Source organism: Lutibacter sp. A80 (assembly GCF_022429645.1).
GTDB lineage: Bacteria > Bacteroidota > Bacteroidia > Flavobacteriales > Flavobacteriaceae > Lutibacter.
In genome coordinates, this window is sequence record NZ_CP092480.1 from 3722126 (window position 1) to 3735076 (window position 12951).

Here is a 12951-nt window from a genome sequence, read left to right on the forward strand (position 1 = left end):
AATATTTTTTTAATAAAGTTAAAATTCAAGAATATGAAAGCCGTAAAATTTCTTCCGTTAATGCTTCTTTTTTTAGTTGCATCTTGTAGCTCGGTTAAAGTTACATCAGATTATGATACATCAACTGATTTTACCAAATACAAAACATATGCATTCTATAAAAAAGGAATTGATAAAGTTGAAATATCGGATTTAGACAAACGTAGAATTTTAAAAGCTCTTGAATCAGAATTAGCAGCTAAAGGTTTTACAAAATCTTCAAATCCAGATGTTCTTGTCAATATTTTTACAAAAGCGCATCAAAAAGTAGATGTTTATAATAATAATTCTATGCACATTGGTTGGCATCCTTGGTATTACGGACCAAATTATGGTATGCATATTTCTAAATACACAGAAGGAACACTTTTTATTGATTTAATAGATTCTAATAAGAAAGAGTTGATTTGGCAAGGTATTGGAAGCGGAGGTTTAACAACTTCTGGAAATGTTGCTAAAAAAGAAGAAAGAATTAGAGAATTTGTTGCTGAAATAATGACAAATTACCCTCCAGTAATTGAATAATTACAGTTAAATAATAGTTTAAAAACGTTCTGAAGTTTCAGAACGTTTTTTTTATGTTATTTTTACACCGTGGAGTATAAAAAAATAAGTCCTTTAGAAGAGGGAGATTATTACGTTAATGAACAAGGATACCGTGTTTTTACAGAACAATATCATTTAAAAAGAGGGTATTGTTGTAAAAACGGATGTAAACATTGTCCGTTTGGTTATGATAAAAATACGAATTCAATAAAAAAATAAAAGATGCTAAAACGAATACTATTAATTGCAGTGATTTTTCAATTTTCTGCATGTTCAGAATTACAACAAGTTATAAGTCAATTACCAAATACTGGTATAACAAACGATCAAATAGCGGGAGGTTTAAAGGAAGCTTTAAATAACGGAATTACAAACCAAGTAACAAAACTGTCTGTTGAAAATGGTTTTTATAAAAATGAATTAACCAGAATTTTACTTCCTGAAGAATTGCAAAAAGTAGATAATACTTTACGATCAATTGGTTTATCTAAATTAGCCGATGAAGGAATAAAGGTATTAAATAATGCAGCTGAAGATGCTGTTGGAGAGGCAATTCCTATTTTTGTTGATGCAATAAAAGGTATGACTTTTACAGATGCTAAAAATATTTTATTAGGAGATAAAAATGCAGCTACTCAATATTTACAAACAGCTACTTCAGAGACATTATACCAAAAATTTAATCCAATTATTGCCAATTCTTTTCAAAAGGTAGGAGCAGATAAAATTTGGTCGAATTTAATTACAAAATACAATAGTTTACCATTAACAAACGATGTAAATCCAGATTTAACAGATTATGTAACTGGAGAAGCTTTAAAAGGTGTTTATACAATGGTTGAAGTTGAAGAACTTAATATTAGAACTAAAGTAAGTAGCAGATCTTCAGATTTGCTAAAAAAGGTTTTTGCTTTACAAGACAATTAATTTAGATAAAATATTAGAAAAAAAGCCTTTCAATTAAATTTGAAAGGCTTTTTTTACTTTTATAAGTTTTTTTTATACAATAGTATTAAAAATGACTTTCTAGTTTTTTATGTAATTCTTTAAAATAATCAAAAGCTAAAAGCATTCTAGATCCAAACCAACTAAACATTTCGCCATCACCAAAAACAGTGATAGATCGGTTTGTAAATGATGCAATTTCCATAGCATGTTCATCTTTAAAAGAAAATGGTTCTGACGATAAAATAACAACATCTGGATCGCCTTCGTGTCTTATTTTATTGATTTCTACTTTTGGATAACGACTCATATTTCCATAAATGTTTTCAAACTTATTTAGTTTCATCATTTCATTTATAAATGTGTCGTTACCAACAACCATCCAAGGTTTTGCCCAAATAAAATAAGCCACTTTTCTAACTGGTTTATCTTTTATAAATTGGTTAAAATCATTCATTTTAAACTCAAGTTTATGTACTAGATTGTCCGCTTCAGTTCTACGGTTAAGTATTGAGCCTAAATGTAAAATTAAATCAATAGCTTGTTGTATGGTATTTACATCAGAAAAATAGGTGGGCGCTATTTTTTCTAGTTCAGGTAGCATATCGTAAGCATTTTCTTCTTTATTACATAGTATAAAATCAGGATTTAATGCTTTAATTTTTTCATAATCTACTTTTTTTGTACCACCAACGCTAGTTTTAGTTGATTTTAAATGATAAGGATGTACACAAAATTTAGTAATACCAATCAATTCATTTTCTAAAGCTAAGTCGTATAAAAGTTCTGTTTGCGAAGGAACTAATGAAACGATTCTTTTAGGTGTATTTTTTAATGTAATTTCTCGACCTAGTTGATCTTTAATTATTTTCATTTGTATGTGTATCTGTTTTACTTAAAAATTAACAGCAAGTGTTTAATATAGCTGCCATTTCTTGTTGTAATTTTAGAGCTTCTTCTTGCGCTTTTAAGGCGAAGTTCTCATCGTTTCCAGCATAAATAATTCCTCTTGAAGAATTTATAAGTAAGCCGCAATCTTTATTTAATCCATATTTGCAAACATCTTGTAAATTACCTCCTTGAGCACCAACCCCTGGAACTAATAGAAAATGATTTGGAACAATTTTTCTAATTTCTTCAAAATAGGATGCTTTTGTTGCTCCAACAACAAACATTAAGTTTTCAGAATTTTTCCAAGTAAGTGCTGTTTTTAAAACTTCTTTGTATAAAGCTTCATTTTCTGTTTTTAATCCTTGAAAATCCAATCCACCTTTGTTAGATGTTAAGGCTAAAAGTATAGTGTTTTTGTTTTCAAAAGCTAAAAAAGGTTCTACAGAATCACTTCCCATATAGGGTGCTACAGTAACAGAATCAAAATTTAAATCTTCAAAAAATGCTTTAGCATACATTGTAGATGTATTTCCAATATCGCCACGTTTTGCATCTGCAATGGTAAATAATTCAGGATAGTTTGCATTAATATACTTTATGGTTTTTTCTAATGCAAGCCAACCTTTAATTCCGTAAGCTTCGTAAAATGCAGTATTTGGCTTATAGGCAATAGCTAAATGATGTGTTGCATCTATTATTTGTTTGTTAAATTCAAAAATAGGATCTTCTTTCGCTAATAAATGTGTTGGGATTTTAGATAAATCTACATCTAAACCAATGCACAGAAACGATTTTTTTTGTTGAATTTGGGTAATTAATTCTTGTTTATTCATAATGTAAAATAAAGAGTTGGACAAAAGTACTAATTTTAATAGTTTAAGTTATAATTGTATTTAAGTTTTATATGCTGATTATTTATATTTATGCATACTAAAAATATGTTATTAGTTTGTGTAATTTAATAGTTGATTTGTAAGTTTTTAAAATTTGTAATAAATAAGGTATTTGTATTGATTATCAATCGAAAACGATTGCGAAAACAAGTCCTTTATTTCAGCCTTTTTTTCATCTTAAAAGTGTAAATTTGTGGTATAAATGAATACTATAAAGTAAAATATAAAATAATGAGAAAACAGATAGTTGCAGGAAACTGGAAAATGAACAAAAATGTTCAAGAGTCAACACAATTAGCAAGCGAAATTGTAGCAGAAGTAAAAGATTTAAATTTAGACAATACGCGTGTAATTGTTACACCAACTTTTGTAAATATTAGCGAAGTTGTAAAAGTAGCAAAAGGTTCAGCTGTAGAGGTAGCTGCTCAAAATATGCACCAAGCTAAAAGCGGTGCTTTTACAGGAGAAATTTCTGCTGAAATGTTAACATCTTTAGGTTTAAAAACTGTTATTTTAGGACACTCTGAAAGACGTGAGTATTTTGGAGAAACAGATGCTATTTTAACTGAAAAAGTTGATGCTGCATTAGCAAACGGGTTAGAAGTAATTTTCTGTTTTGGTGAAGTTTTAGAAGATAGAAAAGCTGGAAATCATTTTAACGTTGTTGAAAGTCAAATTAAAAATGCTTTGTTCCATTTACCAGCAGATGCTTGGAAAAATATTGTTTTAGCTTACGAACCAGTTTGGGCAATAGGTACTGGTGAAACTGCTTCTCCAGAACAAGCACAAGAAATGCACGCTTTTATTAGAAAAATTGTAACAGACAAATACAATGCAGAAGTTGCTGGAGATGTATCAATTTTATACGGAGGAAGTGTAAACCCTGGTAATGCAAAAGAAATTTTCTCTAAAGAAGATGTAGATGGTGGATTAATTGGTGGAGCTGCTTTAAAAGCTGAAAGTTTTATTGCTTTGGTAAATTCATTTTAAGGAAATCTTAAAATAAAGTTATAAAAATAGATACGGTTTTCTTTCATTAGCAAAGGAAACCGTATTTTTGCATTTGGAAATAAATTTTGATATGATAAAATACATTGGTTATAACTTTGCGGTTACACCTAAAGAACCTGCTACAGAAATTTTAATTGCGCAGTTAGGTTTTGCAGGTTTTGAAAGTTTTGTTGAAAATGAAGATGGCGTAACAGCCTATATTCAAGAAGATGATTGGAATTCTGAAATTTTAAAAGACATTCAGATTTTAAATTCAGGTGAGTTTAAGTTTACTATTACCGAAGAGGTGATAGAACAAACTAATTGGAATAGCGAATGGGAAAAAAACTTTAGCCCAATTCAGGTTGATGATTTGGTGAGTATTAGAGCTCCGTTTCATGAAAACCCAAATTTAAAGTACGACATTATTATAGAACCAAAAATGAGTTTTGGAACTGGGCATCATGAAACTACACATATGATGGTGCAGCACTTGTTAAACTTAGATTTATTAGATAAAAAAGTTTTGGACATGGGTTGCGGAACTGGAATTTTAGCAATTTTTGCTGAAATGAAAGGAGCAAAACCTATTGATGCAATTGATATTGATAATTGGTGTTACGAGAATTCATTGGAAAATGTGGAACGTAATAAGTGTTCTCATATTTCAGTTTTTGAAGGAGACGCTTCTTTGTTGGTAAACAAAAAGTACGATGTAATTATAGCAAATATTAATAGAAATATTCTGTTAAACGATATGCAATCGTATATGAATTGTTTAAATAAAGATGGTGTAATATTGTTTAGTGGGTTTTATAAAGAAGATATTCCAGTTATTGATGCAGAAGTATCTAAATTTAATTTAAAATTAGATAGCACTATAGAACGTAATAATTGGGTGGCTTTAAAGTATAAAAAATAATTTATTATTTTTGCACTATGAGTACCGAAAGAAAAATACAAGAAGAAGTTGAAACATTAGAGCAAGAAACCAATCAACATGAAATTGTGTTGTTTAATGACGATGTTAACACATTTGATTTTGTAATTGATTCTTTAATAGAAGTTTGTGACCATACTTTAGAACAAGCTGAACAATGTACAATTCTAGTTCATTATAAAGGTAAATGTACTGTAAAAACGGGTAAGTATAACGAGCTAAAACCACGTTGTAGTAAACTATTAAGTAAAGGTTTATCTGCTGAAATTATATAAGAAAAGTCGATGATGTGCTACCGACTTTTCCAAAGAGTTATTTAACCAAAAAGAACATTATTAATTAAAAGTAAAATGATTAACTCTTACATTTTTAGACGTTAATTATTAACTTAACTTACAAAAAAACTAATTATATAGTTTTATTGCAGTATTTTACATACTCAATTAAACAGATTAGATTTCCTGCTTTACTTTTTACAAGTATTTTATTATTTATACTGTTATACAACCTATTTAACAAAGGTTGTATTTTAATAAATGAAATGATTTTATTTAAAAGTTTTTTAATTGTTTAAACGCAGTAAATTGAACTAATTTTTATTTTAAGAAAACGTTGTAGCTGTATGATATTGATATTTGTCATATAAAATCAAGGCTTAGTGTTAATATAGCGCATAAATATGAAAACTGAGTTGTATTTAAACGCTCTTTTCTAATTTATATTTGTATTAAAATACTAAAATAAAGATTATTATGAGTTTAAAGAAACAATATTTAAAAAGTAAACCAGTTTGCAAAGTGACTTTTTCAATGGATAAAGATGCTGTATTAGGTGCTCAAAAAGTTGATTTGTTAGGTGAGTTTAATAATTGGAATACTGCAGAACCAATTGCAATGAAAAAATTAAAAAATGGTTCATTTAAGGTAACTATTGATTTACCTGCAGGAAATGAATTTCAATTCAAATATTTATTGGATGGTGAAAATTGGGTGAATGATGATAGTGCAGATAAATATGTAAATAGTGGATTAGGTGCTGAAGAAAATTCAGTTGTATTATTATAATACATTTTATATTATTGGTTAACATAAAAAAAGAGAATTTGAAGCCAAATTCTCTTTTTTTTACTACTAACTAAAAAAATCAAAAACATTACTTATTTCAATTAAGTAATGAAATATACTGCAAACATAAGCCTAAATAAAAGTATTTTATATGACATATGTCATGTTTAGAATTTTTTTTTACTTCATTAAAAAAATAATACTTTTTCGGTAAAATTTATCACCTTTTTTGTCCTTTAATTCTTACTATTTTTAAGTTTTATTATTTTCTGTTATCTTTTAGCTGTAATTATTTTTTTATATAAAATTTAAATTATCTTTGTATAAATAAATTAAACGTATTATTTACATTTAAAAATGTAATATTTCAGAAAATAAAAATTTTAGTATGAATACAGATTTACAAGATTACTCACACAAACGCTACAATATATTAACAGGTGAATGGGTATTGGTTTCTCCACACCGAGCAAAAAGACCTTGGCAAGGACAAAAAGAAACTTTAAATAAAGAGGTAAGACCTGCTTACGATGAAAGTTGTTATTTATGTGCTGGTAATACTCGTATTAATGGAGAGGTTAATCCAGATTATAAAGGAGCATTTGTTTTTACTAACGATTTTGCTGCGCTTCAAAAAGATTCAAAATCATTTAGTGTAAATGATGGATTATTAAAAGCAGAAAGTGAAACTGGTATTTGTAAAGTAATTTGTTTCAGTCCTGATCATTCAAAAAGTTTAGCTGAAATGTCTACTTCTGCTATAGAAAAAGTAGTAGATACTTGGAAATATGAGTATGAACTTTTAGGAAAGGAAGAAAATATAAATTACGTTCAAATTTTTGAAAATAAAGGATCTGTAATGGGATGTAGTAATCCACATCCACACGGTCAAATTTGGAGCCAGTCTTCTTTACCTAACGAGGTGTTTAAAAAAGATGTTAAACAATTAGAATATTTTCAAAAAAATAATACAACAATTTTAGAAGATTACGTAAAGCAAGAATTAACGCTGAAGGAAAGAATTATTTTTGAAAACGATGCTTTTGTTGTATTGGTACCATTTTGGGCAGTTTGGCCTTTTGAAGCAATGATTTTGCCAAAAAAAGCACAAAAAAATATAAGTTGTTTAACCAAAGAAGAAGGAGCGCAATTTGCTGAAGCAATTTCTGTTTTAACAAAAGCATACGATAAATTATTTGATTGTTCTTTCCCATACTCTAGTGGAATTCATCAAGCGCCTACAAATAATGAAGATAACAATCATTGGCATTGGCATATGAGTTTTTATCCACCGTTATTAAGAAGTGCAACAGTTAAAAAGTTTATGGTTGGGTACGAAATGTTTGGTTCTCCACAAAGAGATATTACTGCTGAAATAGCAGCTCAAAGATTAAGAGAGTTATAAGAAGTTTATTAGTTATATTATAATTAAAAAAGGATTAAATCGTAATAGATTTAATCCTTTTTTTGTATTCTTAATTAGCGTTTTTTCAACTTAAAACTTATATGTTAATTTACTTATTTCAATAATATCATCTTTTTTTAGATTATTAAAAGGAACTAAATAAAATTGATACTTATGTTTAGTATTACCTTTAATTTGGTAGTAGTCTTGTGGTTTAGCACCCCAACTATTATCTCCAGCAACACCTCTTTGTTCTAAATCAATATTTAATTGAATAAGATCTTGTTCTTTAATATCTATTGTATGCTTAGATGTATTAATTGCTGGAATACCATCAATTCTAAATTCTGGCTCAATATCTTGCGTATTTCCATAAACAAGTCCTTCAGTAGTGTCAAAATCTTCATTTGGCATATGCAGAGCACTCATTCCAAAACCTTTAGATTTGTTTTTTGAAACTACTAGTAGTCCATTATTATTAGTGTCAGAAAAAGCAGCCCAACGTACTTCTGTTTTGTATCCATTTTCTTGTGGACGAATGTATGGAACATATTGGTCTTTTACCTTTGAGTTATAAACATCTATAAAAGCAGATGCTTTTCTGTCTTGATAATTTTCCCAAGGACCACGACCGTAATAGTTCATGTTTCCATATTTTTTTGGTAATTGCATGCGCATTCCTATACGTGGAATATCTCCTTTGTAAGTGGTTTCATTTAAGGTATTATCAATTAAAATAACGCCATCACCATTTATTGCATAAGTTGAATTAAAAGTAGTTTCAACTCCAGGAAGCTTATAATCTATTGTAACTTTAATACTATTATTAGCTCCTTTTGAAGTTTCAAAATTTGTTACTTTGGCAAATAATGATGCTTTTTTCCATTCAATATTGTTTGCTTGCATTCTATTACCAAAATCATTGTCTGTTGGTGCGCGCCAAAAGTTTGGTTTTGGACCATTACCATCTTTTATAAGTTGGTTCCCTTTGTATGTGTAAGATGTAATAATTCCATTTTCTTTATTAAAAATAATGGTAACATCTTCATTAGAAATAGTTACATTTTCATCAGAATCTTTAACAGTAAGTGTATTGTTTGAATAAACTTCCTTAGTATTTCGTTTAAATTTATTTGTTAGCATAATTTGCTCATGTGCAACTTCAAAGCCAGCAGGAAGTAAGCTCCAAGCTTCTTTTGTAGTTGCTGAAATTTCAACAAAATATTCGGTGTTTTCTTTATAATCTACGTCATCTAAACTTATTCTAATAAGCTTTCCAGTATGTGTTTCAACAGGAATACTTCCAACATTTATAGTTTTTAAAATTGCACCGTCAGCTTTAATTTGTGCAGTAATGTTAAATTGATTTAAATTTGTAAAATCATATAGGTTTTCAACAAGTATTCTAATTTCATTATGTTTATTAATTCCTTTATTTTTGAAATTAATAAATTCGTGTGCTTTTTTTACTTCGTATAAACCAGGTTGTGGTGTACGATCAGGAAAAACGATTCCGTTATTTAAAAAGGTGTCATCTGAAGGCATGTTTTTTCCATAATCTCCACCATAAGCGTAATAGCGTTCGCCTTTTTCATTTGTTTTCCAGATAGATTGATCTACCCAATCCCAAATAAAACCACCTTGTAAATTGTCGTATTGCTCAATAATATCCCAATAATCTTGAAAATTACCAGTACTATTTCCCATTGCGTGAGCATATTCACTAGGAATAAAAGGTCTATCTGTTTTAGATTTTCCAATAGCTTCAAATGTTGCTGGGGAAGGATATTGAGGCACAATTATATCTGTGTTGGTATCCATGTCAAATAAGCTACCATCGTAGTCTTTATATGGTCGTTCGTATTGTACAGGTCGTTTAGTTTTATCAGCAGCTTTAATAGCATCGTATCCAGCAAAAAAGTTTACACCATTTCCAGCTTCATTACCCATAGACCAAATAATTACAGAAGGATGATTTTTATCGCGTTTTACCATTCTAACCATTCTGTCAACATGAGCTAATTCCCAACTTTCTTTTTTGGCTAGCGAATGTTTTCCGTAGTACATTCCGTGCGACTCAATATTTGCTTCGTCAACAACATATATTCCGTAAATATCACATAATTCGTAAAATCTTCGCTGTTGAGGATAATGACTTAAACGTACTGCATTTATGTTGTTTTCTTTCCAAAGTTTAATGTCTTTTATTATCTGTTCTTCAGCTACAATATGTCCGGTTTCTGGATTGGCTTCTTGAGTATTTACACCTTTTAAAGTAATACGTTGTCCGTTTACTAAAAGCAATCCATTTTTAATTTCAACAGATCTAAATCCAATTTTAGTAGGAATTACCTCTAAAACATTTCCTTTTTTATCTTTTACTTCTAAAATTAAAGAATATAGGTTTGGATGTTCTGCACTCCATTGTTTTACTTGTGGAATTTCTGCTTTAAAATTAACTGTATTGTTAGAAGCAATATTTAAAGTAGTTTTTACATTCTCTGAAGTAATTTTTTGTTGGTTCTCATCTAATAATTGATAACTAACTTGTATGTTTTGTTTTTTTGAAAAATTATTTTTTAAAGAAACAGTTAAATCTAGTAAGCCATTTTCATAGGCTTTATCTAATGTTGAGGCTACTTCAAAATCATCAATTCTTATTTTTGGTTGCGCATAAATATAAACACTTCGTTCTATACCGCTAATTCTCCAGAAATCTTGACATTCTAAATAACTACCATCTGTCCATCTAAAAATTTGAATAGCAATAGTGTTTTTTCCAGGTTTTAAAGCTTTAGAGATATTAAATTCAGCAGGTAATTTACTTCCTTGTGAATAGCCAATATACTCTCCGTTTAACCATACAAAACCACCCGATTTCATAGCTCCAATTTGTAAAAAAACTTCTTTATCGTTCCAATTAGCGTCAACAGTGAAATCTCTTCTATAAGAACCAACAGGGTTGTAGTTGTCTGGAACATTTCCTGGATCAGCAGGGTAAATACCGTCAACCAATTCCATATCATCAGCAACCATGGCTTTGTGGTCCGAAAATTCGTATTGGTGATTTACATAAATAGGAATTCCATAACCTTCAACTTCCCAATTAGAAGGAACTTTTATAGTATTCCAATCAGAAAGATTTTCTGAAGGATTCATAAAAGTAGTCGGTCTATCTTTTGGGTTTTTTACCCAATTGAATTTCCAATTACCATCTAGTGATTGGTAATATGCATTTGATAAATTTTCGTTTAAAGCATCGTTATAATTAGTGTATGAAGTAAAAGAAGCACGTGCGTCTAATTTGTTTTCACTTATTATTGCTTCATTTTCAATATAATATTTATAATCGGTAATCGGATCTTTTTGCTGGCCAAAAGAGTTTATAGTTATCAAGATAACTACTAAAGTGATAAATGTTTTTTTCATTAGATTTAGAGTTAGTTTAGGTTTTAATTTATAATTAAAATAAGCGTCTAAAATACAATTATTAATTAAAAAAATAGAGGAATGTTCCAAATTTCCTAAAATTGGTATACTAAAAATTAAGTAATTAATTAAAGTAACTTATAAAACACTAAATAAACACTGGTGAAAAGAAAGCTGTCAAAAAAGTAGATTTATTGACAAAGCTTATAATTGTGAAGCAAATTATTGGTAAAAGAAAAAAAGTTTATAAGAAAGTGGTTTTATACATATTATGCTATGTAAGCCTTCTTAAAGTAGGTTGATAGCTTATTAGATAATTAAATTAATCCAGCGAAACTAAGTTCGCTGGATTTTTGTATTTATCTATATTTTTATAGATGTTACTTACTATTATCAAGATTTTTTAATACAGCAAGTAATAATGATGATGACAATCTATTTTTATAATCAGGGTTGATATATTCAAATAAGATTTTACCTGAAGTGTCTACAATAAAGATTGAAGGTACTGGTAAGAAACCTTCATTTAATCCTCCAGAATTTTTACTTAACATTTGCCCGTATCTTTCAGGAGCTTTAAAAGCAATACCAATTGATTTAATTAGCTTTCCTTCACTATCTGAATATAAACTATAGTTAATTTTGTTTTTATCGTCTGTAATTTTTAGATTTTCTGGTTTGTCAGGACTGATAGCAACAATTTGATATCCTAATTCCATAATTTCATTTTCTGCTTCTTGAATTTCAGCTAAATGAGCGTTGCAATATGGACACCAGCCACCACGATAAAAAAGCATAATAGTTGGTTTCTCACTTAAGATACTTGATGTTGAGTATTCACTTGCATCCTCTGATTTTAAAAGTATGTCTGGAATAACTTCACCAATTAATAATGGAGATATATCTTCAGCCTTTTCAGCTACTTGTGCCTGTGATTGGAAGCCTATTACCGCTATTAATGCTAATAAAATAAATTGTTTTTTCATGTTTAAAATTTTAATGATTTTTTTAATTAATATTGAACTATTCTTAAAACTTACTTCTTTGTAAGTGCTTTAATTCTTTTTTCTTAATTGATAGTCGATATAAACTGCTTTTAATTACAAATATCTATCGGCCCAAGTAGCAATAATGTTTCCAACATATTTAGAATCCCTTTTATCACTTAATAAATGGTCAGCACCATTTAATGAAACAAAACTTTTTGGGTGTCTTGCTGCAGAATAAATTTCAGCCGCATTATCAATGCCAACAGTTGTATCTTGTGGAGAATGTAAAATTAAAATTGAATTTCTAAAGTTATTTAATGTATGCTTAATGTTATTTTCCTGAATATCTTCTATAAATTGTTTTTGAATAGTAAATTCCCTGCCGCCTATACTAACTAAAGCACTTCCAGTTTCATTAATTTCATCAATACTACTATGAAATAAATGAGAAACATGTTTTGGGTTTGAAGGTGCTCCAATAGTTGCTATTGCTTTTATAGAAGGAATTTTTAAAGAAGCATAAATTACAGCTGCACCACCTAATGAGTGTCCAATTAAAAGGGAAGGAGCCTGGTAATTTTCTTTCAAAAATTCTGCAGCACTGTATAGGTCTTCAATATTTGAAGAAAAATTAGTTTGCATAAAATCTCCTTCACTTTCTCCTAAGCCAGTGAAATCGAAGCGCAGAACAGCAATGTTTTTTGCTGTTAAAGTTTTTCCTATAGTGCGTACAGCAGTTAGGTTTTTATTACAGGTAAAGCAATGTGCAAAAATTGCGTATGCAGTTGGTTTGTTTTAGGGATTTCTAACCTGGCGGCTA

The 12951-nt window shown here is 29.0% G+C and carries 13 protein-coding genes; 8 read left to right on the plus strand and 5 right to left on the minus strand.

The genetic code is table 11. The annotated features are described in order from the left end of the window. Positions 1–33 precede the first annotated feature (33 nt). The 3 genes from MHL31_RS15240 (at position 34) to MHL31_RS15250 (ending at position 1512) form a co-directional block, all read left to right on the plus strand. Positions 34–564 carry a DUF4136 domain-containing protein gene (locus tag MHL31_RS15240; protein ID WP_240226837.1) on the plus strand — a complete coding sequence of 177 codons (531 nt, stop codon included), beginning with the start codon at positions 34–36 and terminating at the stop codon, positions 562–564. 69 nt (positions 565–633) lie between these two features. Further along, positions 634–804, plus strand: coding sequence for a DUF5522 domain-containing protein (locus tag MHL31_RS15245; RefSeq protein WP_240226838.1), 171 nt, complete (start codon positions 634–636; stop codon positions 802–804). 3 nt (positions 805–807) lie between these two features. Then, complete coding sequence (locus MHL31_RS15250) at positions 808–1512, plus strand: DUF4197 domain-containing protein (RefSeq protein ID WP_240226839.1); 705 nt, start codon at positions 808–810, stop codon at positions 1510–1512. Between the two features lie 85 nt (positions 1513–1597). On the opposite strand, the gene MHL31_RS15255 is transcribed toward MHL31_RS15250, so the two are convergent. Both MHL31_RS15255 and pyrF read right to left on the minus strand, forming a co-directional pair. Further along, complete coding sequence (locus MHL31_RS15255; RefSeq protein WP_240226840.1) at positions 1598–2404, minus strand: ABC transporter substrate-binding protein; 807 nt, start codon at positions 2402–2404, stop codon at positions 1598–1600. 28 nt (positions 2405–2432) lie between these two features. Beyond that, positions 2433–3254 (minus strand): orotidine-5'-phosphate decarboxylase, encoded by an 822-nt coding sequence (pyrF, locus tag MHL31_RS15260; protein WP_240226841.1) that lies wholly within the window; start codon positions 3252–3254, stop codon positions 2433–2435. Positions 3255–3545: 291 nt separating this feature from the next. Between pyrF and tpiA the strand changes: the two genes are divergently transcribed. From tpiA to MHL31_RS15285, 5 genes are all read left to right on the plus strand, one after another. After that, positions 3546–4304: a triose-phosphate isomerase gene (gene tpiA / locus MHL31_RS15265; RefSeq protein ID WP_240226842.1), complete on the plus strand. Its 759-nt coding sequence runs from the start codon at positions 3546–3548 to the stop codon at positions 4302–4304. Positions 4305–4395: 91 nt separating this feature from the next. Beyond that, positions 4396–5226 (plus strand): 50S ribosomal protein L11 methyltransferase, encoded by an 831-nt coding sequence (gene prmA, locus MHL31_RS15270; protein WP_240226843.1) that lies wholly within the window; start codon positions 4396–4398, stop codon positions 5224–5226. 17 nt (positions 5227–5243) lie between these two features. Further along, the gene (locus MHL31_RS15275) at positions 5244–5519 is read left to right on the plus strand and encodes an ATP-dependent Clp protease adaptor ClpS (RefSeq protein WP_240226844.1); all 276 of its coding nucleotides are present in this window, start codon (positions 5244–5246) and stop codon (positions 5517–5519) included. A gap of 477 nt (positions 5520–5996) precedes the next feature. Continuing rightward, positions 5997–6308 carry an isoamylase early set domain-containing protein gene (locus MHL31_RS15280; RefSeq protein ID WP_240226845.1) on the plus strand — a complete coding sequence of 104 codons (312 nt, stop codon included), beginning with the start codon at positions 5997–5999 and terminating at the stop codon, positions 6306–6308. A 388-nt stretch (positions 6309–6696) separates the two neighbouring features. Next, positions 6697–7713, plus strand: a complete 1017-nt coding sequence (locus tag MHL31_RS15285; RefSeq protein ID WP_240226846.1) for a UDP-glucose--hexose-1-phosphate uridylyltransferase — start codon at positions 6697–6699, stop codon at positions 7711–7713. A 90-nt stretch (positions 7714–7803) separates the two neighbouring features. Here MHL31_RS15285 and MHL31_RS15290 read toward each other — a convergent pair whose 3' ends face one another. The 3 genes from MHL31_RS15290 to MHL31_RS15300 all read right to left on the minus strand — a co-directional run bounded on the left by MHL31_RS15290 (position 7804) and on the right by MHL31_RS15300 (position 12905). Next, the gene (locus MHL31_RS15290) at positions 7804–11142 is read right to left on the minus strand and encodes a glycoside hydrolase family 2 TIM barrel-domain containing protein (RefSeq protein ID WP_240226847.1); all 3339 of its coding nucleotides are present in this window, start codon (positions 11140–11142) and stop codon (positions 7804–7806) included. Positions 11143–11522: 380 nt separating this feature from the next. Beyond that, entirely contained in the window at positions 11523–12128 is a 606-nt protein-coding gene (locus MHL31_RS15295) for a peroxiredoxin-like family protein (RefSeq protein ID WP_240226848.1), read from the minus strand. 114 nt (positions 12129–12242) lie between these two features. After that, positions 12243–12905: an alpha/beta hydrolase family protein gene (locus MHL31_RS15300; protein ID WP_371824149.1), complete on the minus strand. Its 663-nt coding sequence runs from the start codon at positions 12903–12905 to the stop codon at positions 12243–12245. Between the last annotated feature and the right edge of the window lie 46 nt (positions 12906–12951).

Excerpts from the sequence above, each read along its gene's own strand:
- pyrF (WP_240226841.1), bottom strand. The coding sequence starts at position 3,254 with ATGAATAAACAAGAATTAATTACCCAAATTCAACAAAAAAAATCGTTT.
- MHL31_RS15295 (WP_240226848.1), bottom strand. The coding sequence starts at position 12,128 with ATGAAAAAACAATTTATTTTATTAGCATTAATAGCGGTAATAGGCTTC.
- MHL31_RS15285 (WP_240226846.1), top strand. The coding sequence starts at position 6,697 with ATGAATACAGATTTACAAGATTACTCACACAAACGCTACAATATATTA.
- MHL31_RS15255 (WP_240226840.1), bottom strand. The coding sequence starts at position 2,404 with ATGAAAATAATTAAAGATCAACTAGGTCGAGAAATTACATTAAAAAAT.
- MHL31_RS15240 (WP_240226837.1), top strand. The coding sequence starts at position 34 with ATGAAAGCCGTAAAATTTCTTCCGTTAATGCTTCTTTTTTTAGTTGCA.
- MHL31_RS15250 (WP_240226839.1), top strand. The coding sequence starts at position 808 with ATGCTAAAACGAATACTATTAATTGCAGTGATTTTTCAATTTTCTGCA.
- MHL31_RS15280 (WP_240226845.1), top strand. The coding sequence starts at position 5,997 with ATGAGTTTAAAGAAACAATATTTAAAAAGTAAACCAGTTTGCAAAGTG.
- tpiA (WP_240226842.1), top strand. The coding sequence starts at position 3,546 with ATGAGAAAACAGATAGTTGCAGGAAACTGGAAAATGAACAAAAATGTT.
- MHL31_RS15275 (WP_240226844.1), top strand. The coding sequence starts at position 5,244 with ATGAGTACCGAAAGAAAAATACAAGAAGAAGTTGAAACATTAGAGCAA.
- prmA (WP_240226843.1), top strand. The coding sequence starts at position 4,396 with ATGATAAAATACATTGGTTATAACTTTGCGGTTACACCTAAAGAACCT.
- MHL31_RS15290 (WP_240226847.1), bottom strand. The coding sequence starts at position 11,142 with ATGAAAAAAACATTTATCACTTTAGTAGTTATCTTGATAACTATAAAC.